This is a genomic window from Corallococcus sp. EGB (assembly GCF_019968905.1).
GTDB lineage: Bacteria > Myxococcota > Myxococcia > Myxococcales > Myxococcaceae > Corallococcus.
In genome coordinates this window covers 5,207,479-5,228,736 of the sequence record NZ_CP079946.1, presented here as the reverse complement: position 1 = coordinate 5,228,736, position 21,258 = coordinate 5,207,479, and the positions used below count along the sequence as shown (strand labels likewise).

Here is a 21,258-nt window from a genome sequence, read left to right as displayed (position 1 = left end):
ATGCGCCCATCATCAACCCATTTCGGCTCTCGCGGCAGCCGCTCGTGACGGTCGCGTGAAAAATCGCGCGGAGGAGGGGCGGGGGATCGCTCCCTCGCCCCTCGGTTCGACACAACCGCCTGCTAGCGCACCTGGAGGAAGGAGAACGACAGGCCCTGGTGCGTCGCCACCAGCTTGCCGCTCAGGTCCGTCAGCTCGCGGTAGTTCGTGGTCTTGCCTTCGTTGGTGAACTCGCTGAACACCGTGCGTCCATCGGCCTGGTACAGGAACGAGCTGCCCGTGCTGGCCGGCAGCGTGTCCACCAGCGTCGCGTTGGTACCGGCGGCCGGGTCGATCTTCCACCACTTCCAGGCCACGGCGCTCGCCAGGGTGCGCGCGACCGTGTCCGGCTGGACCGCGTAAGCGGTCTCATCCAGCACGCGCAGGTAGCCCGTGCCGTTGGGGCCCGCGAGCAGCGAGCCGGTGGCGCCGCCGTTCGTCAGCGTGCCCAGCTCCTTGAAGAACGTCGGATCGTAGGTGTTCGTCGCCGGGTCGAACTTCAGCAGGCAGGGCGTGGGCACGCTCGAGTTGGAGCCGGACACGCGCTTCTCCGCGGCGCCGTACGCCTCCGTCGCCAGGTACACCTTGCCGTCCGTGCCCACGATGCCGTCGCGCACGTAGCCGCAGCGATCATCCGTCACCACGACCGCGCTGTCGTTCGCGGTGTCCACCACGATGATGCCCGCCTTCTTGGTGACGGCGGCGCCCGCGCGCCAGCCCAGCGGCATCAGCACCTTGGTGCCCACGCGCAGCGGGTTGGAGGCGAAGGTCGTCGTGCTCCCGGAGAGGGTCATGTCCGGCAGCGAGATGCTGTTCGTCAGCGTCATGTCCTTCGGGTTCCAGATGATGATCTGCGAGTTGCGGCCATCGAAGTAGTAGGCCTTCGTGTCGGAGACGAACTGGAACTGGTTCTGGTACTCGCCAATGGTGGTGACGGCCTTGCCCGTGAAGCTGACCTCGCCCGCCTTCTCCAGCGTGTTGCGGGCCGTCACGTTGTAGCGGGTGACGGTGCCGCCGGCGCTGCTGGAGACGAAGATGGCGCCCGACTTCGGGATGCCGGAGCCCAGCGCGCGGCCGTTGATCTCCGTGGCGTTCGTCAGCGACAGCGGCGTGTTGGGGTCCAGCTTGTCCGTCAGGACGACGTAGCTCGTGGACGCGGTGTCGGTGCTCACCTGCGCGACGAAGGCGTAGAGCGACGTCTGCGTGCCCGCGTCGGTGTTGGTGCCCGCGTCCGGGGTGTTGTTGCCGTCATCGTCGTCGCTGCAGGCCGCCGCGAAGGCGAGGGAGAGCGCCAGCAGCAGACGCGCGGAGGTGCGGGAGAAGGGTGAAGGCTTCAAGGACTTCCCTTTCAGTGGGGGTGGGATGTGCTGCGAAAAACGGAAGCGCGGTGCTCAGCGCTCCAGCGTGAACTTGGCGGCGATGATCCGTCCGGGGCGCTGGACCCCGTAGAAGTCGTAGGTCCGGGCGTCGGTGAGGTTCTGGAAGTCCAGCGTCCAGCTCAGCCGCGTCGTCATGTCGCGAATCACGTAGGTGAGCGCCAGCGCGTGCGTGAGCTGCGAGTCGATGCGCAGCTTGGAGTCCTGGCTCCCCAGGCCCTCCCAGGCGAGCAGGAAGTCATCCACGTAGCGCGTGCGCCAGGTGACGAGCAGCTCGTCCTGGAAGCGCAGCAGGTCGCTCAGGCGCCCCTGGGCGCTGGCATTGACGGTGAGGTAGGGACGGTTGGGGATGCGCTGCCCGTTGAACCCGGCGAAGCGGCCTTCGGTGGCCGTGTTGCGCAGGTCCTGCCAGGTGGCATTGCCGTCCAGGCTCAGGTAGCGGCCCTGAGACGTCCACCCCGCGGAGCCGAGCACGCCCAGCGAGCGGGCCGCGATGACGTTCTCGTAGGTGAAGTAGCTGCCCCGCGTGGTGAGGAAGATGAGCTGCTCCGTCAGCCGCGCGAACCCGCCCACGTTGAGGCGGAGGCTTCCGGCGCGGCCAGGCTCGGACGCGTAGCCCAGCCCCAGGTTGAAGTTGTGGCTGGTCTCCGGCCGGAGCTCCAGGTTGTCCTCGATGAGCAGCCCGTCACCGAAGAGCTCGTCCGGGCGAGGCATCCGCGTGGCCCACTCGTAGGAGGCCTTGGCGCTGAGCCCGTTCGTGATGCGGAAGCGCAGGCTGTCGCCCACGCCCAGTTCGTGCGCGGCGCGGCCCAGGTCCATGAACTCCGCGCTGGCCAGGAGCTTCTGCGCCCGCACGTCCTGGAGGTAGTCCTTCACGAAGGCGATGTTCTGCAGCCGCCCGTCGAAGGCATCGAGCTGGTACTCCAGGCCCGTCACCAGCGACGTCACGCCGCGGGGCGCGGTGAGCGGATCCGGGCGGTTGTTCGCCTGGAGCCGGCGGTCCTCGCCCGTTCGCGCCACCCACGTGGGTGAGACCGCGAGCCGCAGCGTGTGCGCGCCGCCGGGCACGGGCGTCCAGGCGGCGTTGAGCCGCGCGAACGCGGTGTGCTGGTTGACGTAGCGCTCGGTGCCGCCCTGGGAGATCTCCCCTGGCTGGGGCAGGGTGACGAAGCAGCGGCCATACCAGTCATAGGCGCACGAGCCGATGTCCAGGAACCGGTTGCGGCGGAGCGTGTATCCGCCCACCGCGTCCACGCTCACGCCCGGGTCATGGTTCTGGGAGTAGCGCAGCGTGGCGCCCGCGGAGCCCTCGGCGGTGGTCACCTCGCCGTACGCGGACTGCATTTCGACGTCGTTCTGGACGTCGCGGCCGGCAGCGTTGACGAAGCCGCGCACGAGCAGGCGCCGGGCCCAGGGCTTGTCCACGAAGCCCGCCTCGACGCTGGCTCCGCCCGCGCGGTAGCCGTCGTGGAAGCGCCGCACCTCCACGGGGGTGAGCTTGCCCAGGTCGTTGGCCACCTCCACGTTGACGGGGTAGTTGTTGCGCGCGTCGTCGTAGAAGCCGTGCGCGCGCACCAGCAGGCCGGTGGACTCCTGGAGGTGGCGGGCGCTCGCGGTGAAGCGGTGCGTGTCGAAGGAGGCCAGCTCATAGGAGCCCGCCACGGCCGAGCCGCGCACGTCCTGGTCGGTGACCAGCTCCACCGCGCCACCCAGCACGTCCGCGCCGAAGCGGATGGGCACCACGCCCTGGTAGACCTCCATCTGCTGCACCAGGTTCACCGGCACGTTCGCCAGGCCCGGGCCGTAGCCCGCGAACTCCAGCGGGACGCCGTCGATGAAGAAGCGCACCTGATCGTCCGAAAGGCCCGCGATGGAGATGCGCGCGGTGCTGCCCAGGCCGCCGGTGCGGCGCACGTCCACGCCCTCCGCGCGCGACAGCGCGGTGCCCAGGTCGGCGGACTCCATGCTGGCCTGCTCCAACTCGATGACCTGGACGGCTTCGGCGGACTTGCGGCGGCGCTCGGCGCGCGTCTCGCCCACGCCGGTGACCTCGACGTCCTCCTGGTATTCGGCCGGGGCCTCATCTTGGGATGGGGCCGCGGTGGCCTTCGGCGCGCTCGACAGGGCGGGCGGGGGCGTGGCGGCCACGGCCTTGGAGCGGCCGGGGAGCTGGAAGACGTAGGTGTACGTGACGCGCGCGGGGGCCACGACACCGTTGCGCTTTGCGGGCGTGAAGCGGAACTGGAGCGCGGCGGTGCGCGCGGCCTCGTCGAAGCCGTGGCCCACGGGCTCCAGCACCTCCGCCTCTGTCACCACGCCCTGCGTGTCCACGCGCAATCGCAGGCGGACGTTCGCCTCCAACCGCGCACGCTCAGCCTCCTCCGGGTATCGCGCTTCCACCGTGTGGAGCAGCTTGGGCAGCTCGATGACAGGCCCCGCCGGAGCTGCCGCGGGGGCGGGAGGCGTGGCAGCGGGTTCCTCCGTCCGCGCCGTGCCCGCGTGCGCGAGTCCACCGCCACAGAGGGAGGACAGCAGGGCTGCGCCCACCCGGGACCGCCACCTGCGTCGCGCCGCAATCATGATTATGAAAATGGTTATCATTTTCAGTTGCGCGACGTTTAGCCGCACGTCGTCCGAGCTGTCAATGCTGCACGGCAATTCAGGCTGCGCGGTCCTGGGGCGCCCTGACGGTGGTGTGCAGGCCATCCGCGACGCGGAACGCGAGCTGGAGCGATTGAGCCGCGTTGAGGCGTGGATCGCAGTGCGTGTGGTACCGGTCGGAGAGGTCATCCTCGGAGACGTCCAGCGGACCGCCCAGGCACTCGGTGACGTCCTGGCCGGTCATCTCCAGGTGGAGGCCTCCGGGGTGGACGCCCTCGGCGGCGGCGACCTGGAGGAAGCCCATCACCTCCGCGAGGATTCGCTCCAGCGAGCGCGTCTTGTAGCCGTTGCTGGCCTTGTGCGTGTTGCCGTGCATCGGGTCGATGGACCAGACGACGGGGCTGCCGTGGCGCCGGGTGGTCTCCATCAGCCGGGGCAGGCGCGCGGCGACCTGATCCGAGCCGAAGCGCCCGATGAGCGTGAGCTTCCCCGGGATGCCCTGGGGGTTGAGCGTGTCGATGAGGCGCACCAGTTCGTCCGGCTCCATCGTGGGGCCGCACTTGAGTCCGATGGGGTTCTGGATGCCGCGCATGAACTCCACGTGGCCGCCTTCCAGCTGACGGGTGCGCTCGCCAATCCAGAGCATGTGCGCGGACGTGTCGTACCAGTCGCCCGTGGCCTCATCGAAGCGCGTCATCGCCTGCTCGACGTTGAGGAGCAGGGCTTCATGGCTGGTGAAGAAATCCACGGGGCGCACCGCGCCCTCGGACTCTGGCTGGTGTCCCAGGAGCCGGGTCAGGTCCGTGTAGCCCTCGCGCGCGAAGGCCCGCACCAGCTGCATCGTCTCCGCGGACTGGTGGTAGGCGCGCAGCAGGCGCAGCGGATCCGGCGTGCGCTCGCGGGCATCGAACTCCATGCCGTTGATGATGTCGCCGCGGTAGCTGGGCAGGGTGACTCCGTTGATGGTCTCCGTGGCGTTGGAGCGCGGCTTGGCGAACTGGCCCGCGATGCGGCCCACCTTCACCACCGGGCAGCCGCCCGCGAACGTGAGCACCCCCGCCATCTGCAGCAGCAGTTGGAAGGTGCCGCGCACGTTCGCCGCGGAGAACTCCTTGAAGCTCTCCGCGCAGTCGCCGCCCTGGAGCAGGAAGGCCTTGCCCTCGGCCACCTGGCCCAGGGCCCCTCGCAGGCGGCGGGTCTCTTCGGCGTGCACCAGCGGCGGCAGCGTTGCCAGCTCCGCCTCCACTTGCGCGAGGGCCGCGAGGTCGGGGTAGTCGTCGGGGATGTAGCGGACCGGCTTCGCCCGCCAGGACGTGGGGGACCAGGGGGGATTCGTCACGGGAGCGCCGTCACTTTCGCGGGCAGGATTCCCTGCGCGACGCAGGAGTCGAGGTATCGGTGGAGGAGCGTCCGGTCCGTGGGCGGGCAGCGGACGCCCGTGCCCTCCAGCGCGGCCAGGAGCCGTTCACAGCGGATGGGGCCCAGGCCAAAGGCCGGGGTGGAGTCCCCGCTGCGCAAGTCGAAGAACGCGAGCGTGGCGTCGTGGCCGCCGGAGCCCTTCGCCACGCGGTCGCGCCATTCAGGGACAGTGCACAGGTCCAGCGGATAGCCGTAGTCGCGCACCCAGCCGAACAGCTCGGACAGGCGCACCTCCGCGGTCGGCGTCACGTTGAACACCGCTCCCGGATGTGAATCACGGGCGAGCTGGACGATGGCGCGAGCGACGAAGTCCACCGGCGTCCACACCTCGCCCACGTCCAGGAGGGGCAGGGCGCGGACCGGCAGTCCTGCGAGCACGATGCGCCACACCAGGTCCTGTGTGTTGACGAGCGCGGTGTCCGGCGCACCCACCACACGGCCCAGGCGGTACACCGTCGCGGGCAGGCCGCGGTCGGAGGCCAGTTGCACCAGGCGCTCCGCGATCCACTTGCTCTGCTGGTATCCGTCGCGCAGGCCGGGATGAGCGGGGACGAAGGACTCCGGCACGTCCGGGGACAGGTTCGCCTGCGGCGCCACCGCCAACGTGGACACGTAGTGGAAGGGCTTGGGGCGGACGGCTGCGGCCAGCTTGAGCAGCTCGCGCGTGCCGCGCACGTTGACGCCCTGGAGGCTGCCGTACTCGCGCACGACGCTGACCACCGCGGCGTTGTGGATGATGGCGTCGCACTCGGCGGCGAGCCCGTGGAAGCGCGCGGCGTCCAGGCCCAGCAGGGGCTGGGACAGGTCCGCGGGCAGCGCGAGCACTCGCGCCTCCAGGCCGTCCGTGGAGAGCTGCTGTCCGGTCAGTGAAGAGCGCAGCCGCTCCATCGCCTGGGCTTCGTCCTTCGCGCGCACGGGACAGATGACGCGCGCGCCCGTCCGGGTGAGGAGCTGGTGCAGCAGGTGCGCGCCGACGAAGCCGGTGGCGCCCGTGAGGAGGACCTGACGGAAGCCCTGGCCCCGGCGCGGCAGCTCGCGCGCCCAGGCCTCGCCCGTGGTGGAGGGGACGATGTCCTCGCCCAGCTCCGAGTCCGCGACCATCGCGGGAGTGAGGCCGCCGGCCTCCGCGCCGCCCGAGCTTCCGCCCTCGAGCGCCTGCGCGAGACCGGACACGGTGGGGTGCTTGAAGACGGTGGCCACGGGGACGTCGCGGCCCACGGCGATTCCCAGGCGGTTGGCCACCTGGATGCTCTGGAGGGACTGGCCGCCCAGCTCGAAGAAGTCGTCCTGGAGTGACGTGGCGGCGCGGCCCAGCACCTGCTCCCAGACCTCCAGCACCGTACGCTCCATGGGCGTCGCGGAGGCGAGCAGCGCGGCGCTCTCATCCGGAGGCAGCGCGTTCTGGAGGGCCTTGCGATCGATCTTCCCGGTGCTGGTACGGGGCAGCCGCTCCGCGAAGGCGAAGGCGCCGGGCACCATGGGGGCGGGGAGCGCCGTGAGCAGGTGCTTGCGCAGCTCCGCGGGAGAGGGCGCGGGCGACGCCACCAGGTGCGCGCACAGCCGACGCGATCCACCCGGCAGCACCTGACCGACGACAGCGGCCTCACGGATACCGGGGTACTTCAGCAAGACGGTTTCAACTTCGCCCGGGTCGATGCGGTGGCCGCTGATCTTGAACTCGTCGTCCACGCGGCCCACGAACACCAGCTGGCCGTCGTCGCGCACGCGCACCTTGTCGCCGGTGCGGTAGGCACGGGGCGCTCCCTCCACCGCGTCCAGACGGGTGAAGCGGGCGGCGTCCAGCTCCGGACGGCTGAGGTAGCCGCGTGCGAGTGCTCCGCCCATAAGGCACAGCTCGCCCTCCTCGCCAGGTGTTGCCAGCCGGCCCTGCGGCGTGACGACCGCGGCGACAACGCCGGGGAGCGGACGGCCGATGGGGACCTCGTCACCGGAGGGCAGGGACTCCGGCCCCGCGACCTCGGCGACAGTGGCGACGACGGTGGCCTCGGTGGGGCCGTAGGTGTTGAGCAGGTGGACGCGGTCGCCCGCGACGTCCTTCCAGCGGGCGATGCGCTCCGGCAGCGCTGCCTCGCCGCCGATGATGACGGTGCGAAGGATGTCTGGCAGGCGGGCGGCGCCGGTGGACAGGCTGTAGGCCAGCTCGTGCCAGAAGGCCGTGGGCAGGTCGAGCAGGGTGATACCGGCCTCCGCGCACGCCTCCATCAAGCGCGGCACCGACTGGAGCATCTCGTCCGTGCGCAGCACCAGCCGTGCGCCCGCACACAGCGTGACGAAGATCTCCTCCACGCTTGCATCGAAGTGGAGTGGGGCGAACTGGAGGACGCGGTCCTCGGGGCCAACGCGGTAGCGCTGCGTCGCTCCCGCGACGAAGTGGGCCAGGGCCCCGTGAGTGATCTGCACCCCGTTGGGCTGGCCGGTGGAGCCGGACGTGTAGATGACGTAGGCGAGCCGGGCCTCAAGGCTCGACGCGGGCTCCGCATCGCGAGTGACGGACTGGCGGGCAGCCAGTTCCACCGTGGTGGATTCAGCGGACGTCGCCCGCGGGCTGGCGCTCTCGGTAGAGCCAGGCGCGGGGGTGTCGCGCTGTTCCAGTTGCTGTACGACAAGCAAGCCCGGCGCGGTCGGATCCAGGTCGGGCGTGGGGCGCTCGGACACGACCATCACGGCGGGGCGCGCATCCTGGAGGATGGACGCGTTGCGAGTGGCCGGGCCGGTCGGATCGATGGGCAGGTATCCCGCGCCCGCGAACAGGATGCCCAGGCTGGACACGATGGCGTCGATGCCCCGGGGCACCTTGACCGCGACCGCCGTGTCGGGCCGCACACCCGCTTCGCTCAAGCGCGACGCCAGGGCCCGGGATGCCGTCACCAGCTCGCGGTAGGTCATCGTCCAGCGGCCATGCTCCAGCGCGACCGCCTCCGGCCGCGCGTCGGCCTGGGCGTTGATGAGGTCCAGCACCGGGTGCATCGGAGGCACCGGCCCGCCATCCAGCACGGGACCCATCGCGCCTGAAGTAGAGCGCCGCGCCGGCTGCTCAGGCCGGGCGAGCAACGACTCCAAAAGCTGGAGGAACCCGCGCTGATGCTCCTCGAGCGTGGCCTCCGTGTAGCAGGCGGGGTTCGCGTCCAGGTCCACACGCAGCGCCGTTCCGCCGGAGCGCGCATGAAAGCCGAACGACAGGTCCTCCACCGGACCCGCGGAGATGTTGTGCGCCGTGCCGGGCACGCCCGCGAAGTCCAGGGCGTAGTCGAACGGCATGATGTTGACGACGGGACCGAAGAGCTTGCGCTGGCCACCGATGAGCCGCAGGTCGCGCCGGAGCTGTTCGTAGCGGTAGCGCAGGTGCGGACGCGCGGCCTTCATCTCCGCGGCGACGTCGCGGGCCAGCGCATCCAGTCCCGCATCCGGCCGCACGGCGATGCGCAGCGGGACGATGTTCATGGCCATGCACGGCACGCGTAGCGACGCGGAGCCCAGGCGGCCCATCACCGGCAGGCCCAGCACGGCCTCCGGTGCGCCGGTGCGCTGGTGCAGGTAGATGGCCGTGACGGCCATCACCAGGTCGGACCAGCTCACGCCCGCACGCTTCGCGCCGGCCATCAGCGCCGCCATCAACTCCGGCCGCAGGTGCTCCGAGCGACGCACGAAGCGCGACGACATGGGCGCAGCCTCCGCGAGCAGTGGGGGCGCGGGCGCGTCCTCGAAGCGCCCCACCCAGAAGTCGCGGTCCTTCCGGAACTGGGGTCCGTTCCGGTACGCGAGATCCTCATCCACCACGGGCCCCCACCGGCTGAACCCCGCCTGCGCGGTCCTGCCCGACACCTCCGCTGTGTAGAGCTCCGCCACCCGCCGCGCGAGCAGCGAGAAGCCATAGCCATCCATGGCGATGTGGTGGATGCGCTGGAACCAGAAGGACCGCTCTGGCCCCACGGTGAGCAGCGCCTGACTGAACAGCGGACCCGTGGCCAGGTCCACCGTGCGGCCCAGGTCCTTCCACATCCACTCCTGCGCGGCGGCCCACGGGTCGGCCTCGCCGCTCAGGTCCACGCGCTGGAGCGTCCAGTCCGTCCCCACGTCGATGCGTTGGGCCGGCCCGCCCTCGCCCGCGATGAAGCGCGAGTGCAGTGCGTCCGCGTCCGCGACCACCTCGCGGAGCGCGGACTCGAAGCGCACCGGATCGATGGCGCCCCGGAACTCGATGCATTCACCTGCGTTGTAGACGGGGCTCCGCGGATCCAGCTGTTGCCCCACCCAGATGCCGTGCTGGGCCGCGGTGAGCGGGCGGTTGTCCTGGGATGGGCGCATGACGGGGGAACTCCGAGGGGGAAGGGGTGCCGCCCCGAGGGCGGGTCAGGAAGCGCGAGCGCCAGGGGCCATCGCGACAGGCTGCTTCGCGGCGAGCAGCGCGTACCAGTCGGTGAGCGTGGGCTTCTCCGCGAGTTCGACGAAGGACACCTCCGTTCCGCCCTGACGCCAGCGCTCCACCAGGCTCATCAGCCGGATGGAATCCATGCCGCGCTCCAGCAGGTTGTCATCCTCACCAATCGCCGAAGCGGACTCCATCAACAGTTCCGCGACAGCCGCGCGAAGCTGCTCTCGGTCCACCGCCGGAGCGGCGGCCTGCACCGGCATGGCGTCGATCATCTGTTGCGTGGTGGTGACGAACGCGACGAGCTGCGATGCGTAGTCCAGCGCCATCCGGTGCTTCTCCAGCGAGAAGTCCGCCACCGCGTCCGCGACGAGGAAGGGACGGATCTCGCTCATGGAGCCGTCGCTGGCCGTCTGGAGGCACCCGATGTGCGCATAGATGCCGCAGATGATGAGTTGGTCGCGGCCCAGGTCTCGCATCAGGTCCATCAGGCGCGTGTTGCGGAACGCGCTGTATCGCCACTTGGTGAGGACGGTGTCGCCCTCGGCCGGGGTGAGCGCTTCGATGATCTGCTGCTTCGGGCCGGCGCGGACGCCCGGGCCCCAGAACTCCAGCTGCAGGCCGCGCTGCTCCGGCGTCTGGTCGCCGGGCTGCGCCGAGTAGACGACCGGGATGCCCAGCTTCACCGCGTGCTCGCGCAGGCGCTGGATGTTGGCCACCAGGTCCGTCACCGGTGACTGGCCCTGCGTGAAGGCGTCCACGAAGTAGCGCTGCATGTCGTGGATGAGCAGGACGCAGCGCTTGGGTTCCGGCGTCCAGGCGAGCTTGTTGCGCGGCAGGTCCGCCGCGCCGGGCATGGAATAGGGGGCAATGGCAGGCAGTGCCATGGAGTGCTCCTGTTTCAGGGAGAAGGAGTGGAGAGGGACTGGCGCAGGCTGTCGCGCAGCGCCTTCTTGCTGACCTTGCCGACGCCCGTCTGGGGGAAGGACGCGACGAACTCGATGCGGTCCGGGATCTTGAAGGACGCGAGTCCCCGCGAGCGCAGGAATGCATTGAGCGCGGACGGCGCGGGTGCTTCACCCCGCGGGATGACGACGGCGCAGGTGCGCTCGCCCAGGAACTTGTCGGGGATGGCCACGACCGCCGCGTCGCTGACGGAGGGGTGCGCGAGCAGATGGTTCTCCACCTCCTCCGCCGCGACCTTGTCGCCGCCCCGGTTGATCTGATCCTTCGCGCGCCCCTCCACCACGAGGTCGCCCTCGGGCGTCAGGCGCACCAGGTCGCCCGTGCGGTAGAAGCCATCCGGGGTGAAGGCCTTGGCGTTGTGCGCGTCCGCCTTGTAGTAGCCGCGGATGGTGTACGGCCCGCGTGTGAGCAGGTGCCCCGTCTCACCGGGCGGCACCGGCACGTCGTCGTCATCCACGACGCGCAGTTCGTCCGCATCCGACATGGGGCGGCCCTGCGTGGTGCCGATGCGCGTCTCCGGGTCGTCCAGCCGCGTGTAGTTCACCAGGCCCTCGGCCATGCCGAAGACCTGCTGGAGTCCACAGCCCAGCGTGGGGCGCACGCGCGCGGCGGCCTCGTCGCTCAGCCGGGCGCCGCCCACCTGGAGGACCTTCAGGCTGGACAGGTCATGCTTCTTCGCCAGCGACGAGTCCAGCCACACCATGGTCAGGGGCGGCACCAGCGCCGTGACGGTGACGCGCTCGCGCTCGATGAGCGGGAAGGCCACATCCGGGCTGGGATTGAGCGCCATGACCGCCGTGCCTCCCGCGTAGAACGTGCCCAGCACGCCCGGGGAGGACATCGGGAAGTTGTGCGCCGCCGGCAGCGCGCACAGGTAGACCGTCTCCGGGGTGAACCGGCACACGTCCACGCTGGCGCGCAGGCTGTAGATGTAGTCGTCGTGCGTGCGCGGAATCAGCTTGGGCACGCCGGTGCTGCCACCGGAGAGCTGGAAGAACGCCACGTCCGAAGGCGACGGGCCCTCCAGCGCCATGCGCTCCGAGGGCACGGAGGTGAGCGCGGTGTGGTGCCCCGCGTCGCCCAGCACCAGCACGTGCTTCAGCGTGGGCGTCGCGGCCTTCACCTGGTCCGCGAGTCCCCGGTAGTCGAAGCCGCCAAAGCGGTCCGGGATGACGTACGCCACGGCCTCGGTGAACTCGCAGAAGTAGCCGATCTCCGACGCGCGGTGCGCCGGCAGCGCGAACACCGGCAGCGCGCCCAGGCGGAACAGCGCGAAGATGACCTCGTAGAAGTCCGGCACGTTGGGCAGCTGCACCACCACGCGGTCGCGCGAGCGGATGCCCAGCCCGTGAAAGCCCGCGGCCATGCGATCCACGCGTGCGTCCAGCTCCGCGTACGTCCAGCGGTGCGCGCCGCCCACCAGCGCGACGCGCGTCCCGAACTCGCGGGCGCGGTCGCGCAGCAGCTGTCCGAAGGTCTCCCCGCGCCAGTAGCCGGCCTCTCGATAGCGTCGGGCGAAGTCCTCCGGGTACGGGGGGCAGCCGGGCAGGTGTTCCCGTGCGGTGCTCACGGCTGCACCTCGAGGCCCAGGCCCATGGCCTGGAGCATGGTGCGGAACTTGGCCTCGGTCTCCGCGAGCTCCGCTTCCGGCGTGGAGCCCACCACGATGCCCGCGCCCGCGAACAGCCGCAGGGTGCGCTCGTCCGCCTCCGCGCAGCGGATCGTCACGGCCCACTGGCCGTCGCCGTTCGCGTCGCACCAGCCCACGGTGCCTGTGTAGTAGCCGCGGTGGAACGGCTCGATGTTCCCGATGGCCTCGTGCGCGAGCGCCGTCGGGTGGCCGCACACCGCCGGGGTGGGGTGCATGGCCAGCGCCAGCGTCAGCGACGTGATGGACGGGTCCTTCAGCTCGCCGGTGATGCGGCTGGACAGGTGCCACATCGTCTGGGTGCTCACGAGCGACGGCAGCTTGGGCACGTCCAGCGTCTTGCAGAAGGGCCGCAGCGCCTCCGCCACCGCGTCGATGACGACCGCGTGCTCGTGCAAATCCTTGGGGGACGCCATCAGGCGCGTGGCCCGGGCGTTGTCCTCCACCGGATCCGCGCTGCGCGCCGCGGAGCCCGCCAGCGGATTGGCCAGGACCTGGAGACCGGAGCGCGCCACCAGCAGCTCCGGGCTCGCGCCGATGAGCGTGCGCCGTCCCGCGCCCGGGGCCGCGTCCGCGTGCTGCGGCAGGTCCACCGCGAAGGTGTACCCATGCGGGTTGCGCCGGGCCAGGTTGTGCAGCAGCTGCCGCAGGTCCACGGGCGCCGCCGTGTCCACGTGCAGCGACCGCGACAGCACGACCTTCCGCAGCGGGCCCTCCCGCATGAGCTTCAGCGCGGCCGCCACGCCGTCCTTGTACTCGGAGGGCTCCGGCACGGGCCGCAGCGCGTACGGGCCGGCCAGGGGAGACCGCGCGGCGGAGGCACCGTCGAACACCACCGGCCCCGCGCGCTGAAGGGTCACTGGCACCACGAGGTGCGCGGCCACCTTGCCGTCGAACGGCACCGCGCCCACCGCCACGGGGATGTCATGCGCCGCGTCCCGCGAGGCATCGAGCACCGCGGCCACGCGCTCCGGCAGGCCGTCCAGCGAGCTCGCCCCGCCCGCGTCCGGCACCGTGGCGAACACGCCGCGCGCGAGCATGGTGCGCTTGGGGGACGCGAAGAAGAACGACCCCGCGTCGTAGTCGCCCAGCAGCCGCGCCGCGAGCGCCTCCTGCTCCGGCTCCCGCGCTATGGCTCCCGCGCCCACCGTCCGTGCGTCTGGCTGGCGCTCAATGATTTTGGTTTCAGGAATCATTCTCAACTCTGGGCGATGGGGGGACGGATGGGCATCCATCCCAGGAGGGAACTCAGTGGGGGGCTGACGTCGCGGGCGCGCTAGACGCCCAGCGTGGCGCCGCCGTCGATACGCAGGTCGTGCATCGTGATGTGCCGGGCCTGGTCGGAAGCGAGGAACACCACCGCGTCCGCGATGTCCTCCGGCGTGGCGATCCGGCGCAGCGGGATGCCGGTGCGGTAGCCGTCCAGCGAGCCCTGGATGACGCGCTCGCGGCCGGACTCATCCGTCCACATGCCCCGCTGCATGGCGGTGTCGGTGGAGCCGGGAGACACGATGTTGCAGCGGATGCCGTGCTGGGCCAGCTCCAATCCCAGACACTTGGTGAACATGGTGGAGGCGGCCTTGGAGGCCGCATAGGCAGCCATCTCCATGCGCGGCACGCCCGCCGCGTTGGAGCCCACCGTCACGATGGCGCCGGAGCGGCGCGGCACCATGTGCCTGGCCACCGCGCGTGAGACATGGAACACGCCGTGGGTGTTGACCGCGAAGGTGGACATCCAGTCCGCGTCGCTCTGCGTGAGCACGGAGCCCATGCGCAGGATGCCGGCCACGTTGGCCAGCACCTGGATGGGGCCCAGCTTCGCTTCGATGGACGCGATGGCATCCTCGATGCCGTCCTTGTCGCGCACGTCCACCGGGAACGCGGTGGCCTTCAGGCCCTGCTGGCGCAGCTCCGCCACCAGCAGCTCCAATCCCGAGGCGTTCTGGTCGAACGCCGCGACGGGCATGGTGCGCGCCAGCTTGCGCGCCACCGCCGCGCCAATGCCTTGCGCGGCGCCCGTCACCACCGCGTGTCCCGTCGTCGATGACATCCACCGCTCGCCTGGATTGTTTGAATGAAAATGAGAACCATTCTCATTTGCTGGCCGGGAAGTGCCATGGCCGTGAATTCCTGTCAAGGTGGCTGATGCATGGACCCGCCCGCTGTCTGGCTTCACGGACGGTGCTTGAGAGATTGTTTCAACTCAGGCGGCACTGGCCCTGGCGCGCGCGGCCGTCTCGCGGAGCACCTCGCCGGCGGCGGCGATGGTGTGATCGATCTGCTCCACGGTGTGCACCGCGCTGATGAAGTTCAGGTCACGGCGGAGGATGACGCCCCGGCGGGCCATGCCGGCCTGGAAGGGGATCATCTTCTCGATGTGCTCGGGGATGACCTTGCTGAAGCGGAAGAAGGGCACGGCGTCGTAGCCGACCACCTCCAGGGTGGAGCCCGTCTCGCGCGCGTGGGCGTTGACGCCGTCGCGCAGGCGGCGGCCCATGGCGGCGATGTGCTCGACGTGGTTGGTGCGGCGGTACTCGTTGATGACCGCCTCGCACACGGACAGGGAGAGCATCTCGCCGCCGAAGGTGGTGGACACCTGCAGCTCGCTCAGGCGGGAGAGGTACTTCTCCGGGCCCGCGATGGCGGACAGGGGCATGCCCGCGGCGATGCCTTTGGACAGGGTGACGAAGTCCGCGCGCACGTCGAAGAACTGCTGCGCGCCGCCCAGGGCCAGGCGGAAGCCGGTGACGACCTCATCCAGGACGAACATCACGCCGTGCTTCGCGCAGGTCTCCTTCACCTGGAGGAGGAACTCGCGGGTGACGGTGCGGTTGTACGGGATGGCCAGCAGCACGCAGGCCAGCTGGGCGCCGTGCTTCTCGATGTGCTCGATGAGCGCGGGCTCGTCCGGGGGCGTGAAGAGCGGCAGGCGGGTGGTGAGCTTCGCCACCGTCGGGGGCACGCCCGGGGTGTCGTACATGAAGTGGTCGTGCCAGCCGTTGTAGCCCACGGTGACGATGTGTTCGCGGCCGGTGAGGTGGCGCGACAGGCGCACGGCGGCGGAGGTGGCGTCCGCGCCCGTCTTGAAGAAGCGGGCCATCTCCGCTCCCGGGATCACCTCCACCAGCGCCTTCACGGAGGAGACCTCCACCGGCGTGGGCAGCGAGTGGATGATGCCTTCCGCCAGGTGCTTGCGGATGGTCTCCGCGACGGCCGGGTGGTTGTGGCCGAGCATGTTGGCGCCCAGCGCCTGGATGTAGTCGATGTACTCCTGACCGTCCGCGTCCTCCACCAGCGCGCCCTGTCCCCTGGTGAGGAACACAGGGAAGGCGCCGGGGGCGAAGTGGTCCGGCTTCTTCATCATCGTCTGGGTGACGCCGGGGACCCACTTGCGGGCCTCGGCGAGCAGCTCGTTGGAGCGCTCCAGCTTGAGTTCACCCACGATGGGGCGGGGCAGGGACGGGTGACGCGGTGCTGTCTGGGACATGGAAGGGTCCTGGTGAGGGTGAAGCGGAGGTCAGGGGGCAGGCGTGGCGTCCAGCCGCACGGCGCGGCCCACGTAGGTCCACAAGAGCCCGAGCGCGAGCGCGGAGATGGCCACCGCCGCCCAGCCCAATTGCGCGAAGCCGATGAGCGAGCCATCCGGCGCGGTGGTGAGCAGCAGGCCCCCCATCCACGCGGCGAGCCCGGAGGCGCCATCGCTGGCGGCCATGTTGACCGCGAGGTAGCGGCCCCGGAGGGCTGGCGGCACCTGCGACGCGACCAGGGCCATGGTGGGGATGGCGCGGCCGGAGGTGAGCGTCATGAAGAACACGAAGACGACGGCCACCACCGGCAGCGGAGATGGCGGCAGGTGGGTGAAGAGCAGGTGCGGCGCCATGGTGGCGAGGAGCAGCAAGGCCAGTGCCCGCGCGGGGCCCACGCGGTCCGCCACGCGGCCAATCCAGCGCGAGCTCACGAAGGTGGCCGCGCCGCCCGCCAGGTACACCCAAGGCAGGTCCGTGAGCGCAAGGCCCACGTTGCCCACCATGAAGGCGCCCAGGTAGGGGATAAGCAGGAAGCTGGCGAAGACCACCGTGAAGGTGAGGGCCCAGCCCAGCGCCAGCCGGGGCGTGAAGCCCGCAGCGGGTGAAGTGGCGCCGGACGCCTGGGCCAGGTGCCCGTCCACGCGATGCAGGAAGCGCAGGAGCAGCAGCCACACGATGCTCGCGAGTCCCGCGAGAACGATGAACGGCGAGCGCCACCCGCCAATGTTCGCGAGCCCCAGGCCCAGCGGCACGCCCGCCACCGCGGACAGTGCATAGGCCGTCATCACGGTGCCGATGGCCTGGCCCCGGCGCTCCGCGGGCACGGTGTCGCTGACGATGGCGATGACGACGGCGCCCATCAGCCCCGCGCAGCCGCCAGCGACGATGCGCGCGATGAGCAGGCCGGTGGTCCCGGTGGCCGCGCCGCACAGGAGCGTGGCGGCGATGAAGCCCGCGTAGAGCAGCAGCAGCGTCCGCTTGCGCTCCAGGCGATCCAGCCAGAACACCCCCATCACGCCCATGGCCGCGGACGCGAGCGTGTACGCGGACACCAGCGCTCCGAAGCGCGTCGCCGTCAGCGCCAGCCGCTGCATCAGCAGCGGCCCCAGCGGCATCAGCATCATGAAGTCGACGACGTGGGTGAACTGCACCGCCGCGAGGAGCCACAGCAGCGCGCGCTCGTGCGAGGCAGGGGATGGAGCACTCAAGACAGTCACCTGAATCCAGAGACACGACGACCCAGGCCCGGTCCGGCAACGCAAGACAAGGCTCCGCCGGGACCCGGCGCGTTTCACGCGGGGTCAGCGTCGTTTTGTTGTAACTTAGCGAATGATAATGAGAATCAACATCATAAAATTTCCGGAGTCAAATGGGAAATCGGGTTCTGTGACCCAAACGTCTCCCGGCGGGCTCGCGGCGTTCGTCCGGCTTGACGGGTTGCAGGTGGGACGAAAGGGTGGATGTCGAGCGCAGTCCATCCGCCGTTCGTTTCCATCCAAGGAGTCGCTGGTGAAGAAGCTCGTCAATGCGCCGCGCGCGGTGGTCCAGGAGATGTTGGAGGGGTTGGTGGCGCTGGCGCCGGGCCAGGCGTTGCTGGAGGGCGAGACGGTGGTGGTGCGCTCGGACGTGCCGGCGGCGCTGGGCGCGCGGAAGGTGGCGGTGTTGTCGGGTGGGGGCAGCGGGCACGAGCCGGCGCATGCGGGCTACGTGGGGACGGGGATGCTGCACGCGGCGGTGGCGGGGGATGTGTTCACGTCGCCCAGCACGGACGCGGTGCTGGCGGCGATCCGCGCGGTGGCGGGGACGGCGGGGGCGCTGCTCATCGTGAAGAACTACACGGGGGACCGGCTCAACTTCGGGCTCGCGGCGGAGCTGGCGCGGGCGGAGGGGATTCCCACGGAAGTGGTGGTGGTGGCGGACGACGTGGCGCTGCGCGACACGGTGGAGCCCGAGCGGCGCCGGGGCATCGCCGGCGTGGTGCTGGTGCACAAGGTCGCGGGCGCTGCTGCGGCGGCGGGCGCGTCGCTGGCGGAGGTGGCGCGCGAAGCCTCGGAGGCGGCGGCGGCGCTGGGCAGCATGGGCGTGGCGCTGGGGCCGTGCACGGTGCCGGCGGCGGGCAGGCCGGGCTTCACCTTGGGGGAGGGCGAGGTGGAGTTGGGGTTGGGCATCCACGGCGAGCAGGGCGTGCGCCGGGTGGCGTTGCAGCCCGCGGATGTGTTGGTGGACACGTTGCTGTCGGCCATCGTGGAGGACCGGAAGGTGGTCCGGGGTGACCGCGTGGCGTTGATGGTGAACGGGCTGGGAGGCACTCCGCCCATGGAGCTGGCCATCATGACGCGCCGGGCGCTGGCGTTCCTGGTGGAGAGGGGCGTGAAGGTGGAGCGTGCATGGCAGGGCACGTTCCTGTCGGCGCTGGAGATGCCGGGGTGTTCGCTGACGGTGTTGAAGGTGGATGACGCGCGGCTCGCGCGGTTGGACGCGCCGACGGAGGCGCCGGCATGGCCGGGACGTGGGCAGGTGGTGATGCAGCGGCGGGTGGTGTCCGCGCGCGGCGCGCTGCCGACAGTGGAGGGGCATCCGAAGCCGCAGCCGGTGATGGCGCAGGTGCGCGCGGCGGCGCTGGCGGTGGCGGATGCATGGGACGCGGCGGAGGCCCGGCTGACGGAGTTGGACAGCAAGGCGGGGGATGGAGATCTGGGCTTGAGCCTGGCGCGCGGCGCGGCGGCGATCCGCGCGTTGCCGGAGCAGGCGTGGGCGACGCCGTCCGGTGCGTTGACGGAGCTGGGGCAGGCGATGCGCCGGAGTATTGGTGGCAGCTCCGGTCCGTTCTACGCGACGGCGCTGCTGCGGGCAGCGCGATTCCTGGCGCACAAACCGGCGGACGCGCTGGCCTGGGCGAAGGCGTTCGAGGCGGGCGTGGAGGCAGTGTCTGAGCTGGGCGGGGCGAAGCCTGGGGACCGGACGATGGTGGATGCGCTGCACCCGGCGGCGACGGTGCTCGTGCGAGTCGTGCGTGAGGGAAGGACGCTGGGGGAGGCGTGGGCAGAGGCGACGCGTGCCGCGGAGCAGGGGGCGGAGGCGACCGCCAGTATGTCCCCGCGACTGGGCCGGGCCAGCTACCTGGGCGACCGCGCGAAGGGTGTTCCCGACGCGGGCGCAGTGGCGGTGGTCATCTGGATGAAGGCGCTGGCTGGGCGCGGGAGTTGACGCGGATCAGGCCTCGTCGTCTGGCAGGAGGGGCATTCCTGCTGGATGATGCATGGTCTCCCTCCCAGCCTACGCGGGAAGCCGGGCGTCCGGTTGCGGTGCAGGGACTGCCCGACGGGTGGGCCGGCGGGCCGGAAGAACGTCGATGAGGGATTGCGCTTCCTCCCAGCCCACACTGGGTAGGAGGACGTGCGAACCCGCCACGTCGATGCGCACGTGCCCGATACCGTAGCCCCGCTCCAGCGGGCCCTGTCTCGCGCGCACGGACTGGATGCGCGAGCGCTGCACCACCGTCGTGCGCCTGCGCCAGAACCCCTGGCGCACGACCACCAGCGTGTCCGTGACGGTCCATCCCTGGAAGCGCCAGTCGAACCATGCTCCCAGCAACTGCGCGGGCAGCAGGAGCCACGCCACCGCGCCCCAGGCTCCCAAGAACCAGGTCGTGGGCGCCGCCATCAGGACGCTCAGGCCCACCGCGCGGATCCGTGCTCGCAGGAGCGCCTTGGGATGTGCCCGCTGGAAGGGCAGGGTGGAGTGGGCGTCGGGCAGCTCCGGCACGAACTCCCGTAGCAGCTCCGGCATGCGCGCCGTGGGCACCACCGGCACCAGGAGCTCTGCCCGGTCCGATGCCTCCTTGCCCGTGCGCACTCCCGCTGTCTCCACCTCCACCGAACCAAAACCCAGCGTGCGGCGCAGGAGCGGTTCATCCAGCACCACCTGTTGGATGCGCGCCCTCCGCACCGTCACCTGTCGGCGTGTGATGAGCCCTCCCGCCGATCGCAGGTGCGTGCCCGTGTCCACCAGCCGGAAGCCGTGGAACTGCAACACCGCTCGCGCTCCGCTCACCAGCCACAGGCCGAACAGCCCCGCGAGCGCCGCCACCGTCGCGGCCAGCCAGCCCATGCCTGGCGCCGCCACCGCGTCCCAGTGTGCCTCCATCCACGGCAGCAACAGCTTGTGGAAGGTCTCGATGATTTCGTGCATCGCGCCCATCACGACCGCGATCACACCCACGCCCAGCGCGGTCGCGCCGTAGAGCAGCAGGCCTCCCAGACTTGCTTCGGAGAGGACGCGTTCCTCCGGGACCACTGCGCCGGGCAGGGCCGCCGGGCCTTCGCCTCGTAGCGCTTGGAGCGCCTGGATCAACGCCTGCGCATCCTCCGGTGTCAGGCCGCGCAGATGGCCGTCCGCCTTGCCCCCGGACGCCGTCTCCACCTTGACCTCCACCAACCCGAGCAGCTTCGACACGAAAGGCTGCAACACCTCTGTGTTCTGCACCCGCGCGGCTTCGATGAAGCGTGATGTCCGCGTGAAGACGCCGGAGCGGATCTCCAGCTGGGCATCCACCACGCGGTAGCTCGTCGTGGCGACCTCGTAGAGCCCGGCCGCGAGCAATGACAGGGCCATCCCTCCAACGATGATCCAGGCGCCCCATGGCAGGCCGTGCTCACCCGCGAAGTACGTGGGCAGGAGCGCGCCCAGGAACACTCGGGCGATCATCCCTGACAGGGGCACCAATGCCGCGAGCGGCGCCTTCGCGTTCAGCCGCCTCCAGGGCACTTCTTCCGGAGTGGCCATCGCCACCGGCTCAGACGACATCGTCGATCTCGCGCCGCACCAACCGCTCGCGCAGGGCATCCGCGGTTTCGCGCGTCAGGCCGGGAATCTCTCCGTCCGCGCCACTGCCCGCGGCCGTGTAGATCTGCAGGCGTGCCAGTCCCAGGGACCGTTCGATGGGCCCCTGATGAACGTCCACGTGCTGGATGCGCCCCGCTGGGATGGACACGACCTCCCGCAGAAGGACGCCGTGCGAGATGATCAGGTCGTGCTCACGCAGCGCCCAGCCCCAGCGCTCATGCGCTCGCTGCGGATACCACGCCGTCAACACGCTCAGCACCAACACCACCGCGCATGGCAGCAGGTACGGCCAGCGCTCGTTGCCCGCGAGGCTCAACCCTAGGGCCACAACAAACGCGAGCCCGCCGTAGATGCCCATTCGGAGGATCGCCCGGATGCGGAACAGCGTGAGCGCTCCGCGAGGAAGACGTTCCAGCGTCGGCAGAGGGGCAGTCATGAAGCCTCCGG

The 21,258-nt window shown here is 70.5% G+C and carries 13 protein-coding genes; 1 reads left to right on the top strand and 12 read right to left on the bottom strand.

Annotated elements, in window-relative coordinates; genetic code table 11:
* Positions 1–122 precede the first annotated feature (122 nt).
* From KYK13_RS21650 to mxcK, 10 genes are all read right to left on the bottom strand, one after another.
* Positions 123–1,376 carry a hypothetical protein gene (locus KYK13_RS21650; protein ID WP_223632361.1) on the bottom strand — a complete coding sequence of 418 codons (1,254 nt, stop codon included), beginning with the start codon at positions 1,374–1,376 and terminating at the stop codon, positions 123–125.
* A 54-nt stretch (positions 1,377–1,430) separates the two neighbouring features.
* A complete protein-coding gene (gene mxcH, locus KYK13_RS21645) occupies positions 1,431–3,962 on the bottom strand; it encodes a TonB-dependent siderophore myxochelin receptor MxcH (RefSeq protein WP_223632359.1) in 2,532 nt (843 codons plus the stop codon).
* Positions 3,963–4,074: 112 nt separating this feature from the next.
* The gene (locus tag KYK13_RS21640) at positions 4,075–5,355 is read right to left on the bottom strand and encodes a 3-deoxy-7-phosphoheptulonate synthase class II (protein WP_223632357.1); all 1,281 of its coding nucleotides are present in this window, start codon (positions 5,353–5,355) and stop codon (positions 4,075–4,077) included.
* Complete coding sequence (mxcG, locus tag KYK13_RS21635; RefSeq protein WP_223632355.1) at positions 5,352–9,761, bottom strand: myxochelin non-ribosomal peptide synthetase MxcG; 4,410 nt, start codon at positions 9,759–9,761, stop codon at positions 5,352–5,354. The genes KYK13_RS21640 and mxcG overlap by 4 nt, the downstream gene beginning before the upstream one ends.
* Before the next feature lie 45 nt (positions 9,762–9,806).
* Positions 9,807–10,712 carry an isochorismatase family protein gene (locus KYK13_RS21630; RefSeq protein ID WP_223632344.1) on the bottom strand — a complete coding sequence of 302 codons (906 nt, stop codon included), beginning with the start codon at positions 10,710–10,712 and terminating at the stop codon, positions 9,807–9,809.
* A gap of 14 nt (positions 10,713–10,726) precedes the next feature.
* Positions 10,727–12,361, bottom strand: a complete 1,635-nt coding sequence (locus tag KYK13_RS21625; protein ID WP_223632342.1) for a (2,3-dihydroxybenzoyl)adenylate synthase — start codon at positions 12,359–12,361, stop codon at positions 10,727–10,729.
* Positions 12,358–13,635 carry an isochorismate synthase DhbC gene (dhbC, locus tag KYK13_RS21620; protein ID WP_223632340.1) on the bottom strand — a complete coding sequence of 426 codons (1,278 nt, stop codon included), beginning with the start codon at positions 13,633–13,635 and terminating at the stop codon, positions 12,358–12,360. Before dhbC ends, KYK13_RS21625 begins: the two co-directional genes overlap by 4 nt.
* An 80-nt stretch (positions 13,636–13,715) precedes the next feature.
* A complete protein-coding gene (locus KYK13_RS21615; protein WP_223632337.1) occupies positions 13,716–14,489 on the bottom strand; it encodes a 2,3-dihydro-2,3-dihydroxybenzoate dehydrogenase in 774 nt (257 codons plus the stop codon).
* 153 nt (positions 14,490–14,642) lie between these two features.
* Entirely contained in the window at positions 14,643–15,926 is a 1,284-nt protein-coding gene (gene mxcL, locus KYK13_RS21610; RefSeq protein WP_223632334.1) for a myxochelin B biosynthesis transaminase MxcL, read from the bottom strand.
* A 30-nt stretch (positions 15,927–15,956) separates the two neighbouring features.
* Positions 15,957–17,183 carry a myxochelin export MFS transporter MxcK gene (gene mxcK / locus KYK13_RS21605; RefSeq protein WP_223632325.1) on the bottom strand — a complete coding sequence of 409 codons (1,227 nt, stop codon included), beginning with the start codon at positions 17,181–17,183 and terminating at the stop codon, positions 15,957–15,959.
* Positions 17,184–17,475: 292 nt separating this feature from the next.
* On the opposite strand from mxcK, the gene KYK13_RS21600 reads away from it, so the two are divergent.
* Entirely contained in the window at positions 17,476–19,173 is a 1,698-nt protein-coding gene (locus tag KYK13_RS21600) for a dihydroxyacetone kinase family protein (RefSeq protein ID WP_223632323.1), read from the top strand.
* Between the two features lie 69 nt (positions 19,174–19,242).
* Here KYK13_RS21600 and KYK13_RS21595 read toward each other — a convergent pair whose 3' ends face one another.
* Entirely contained in the window at positions 19,243–20,772 is a 1,530-nt protein-coding gene (locus tag KYK13_RS21595; protein ID WP_223632320.1) for a PH domain-containing protein, read from the bottom strand.
* Positions 20,762–21,247 carry a PH domain-containing protein gene (locus KYK13_RS21590; protein ID WP_223632318.1) on the bottom strand — a complete coding sequence of 162 codons (486 nt, stop codon included), beginning with the start codon at positions 21,245–21,247 and terminating at the stop codon, positions 20,762–20,764. The genes KYK13_RS21595 and KYK13_RS21590 overlap by 11 nt, the downstream gene beginning before the upstream one ends.
* Positions 21,248–21,258: the final 11 nt, after the last annotated feature.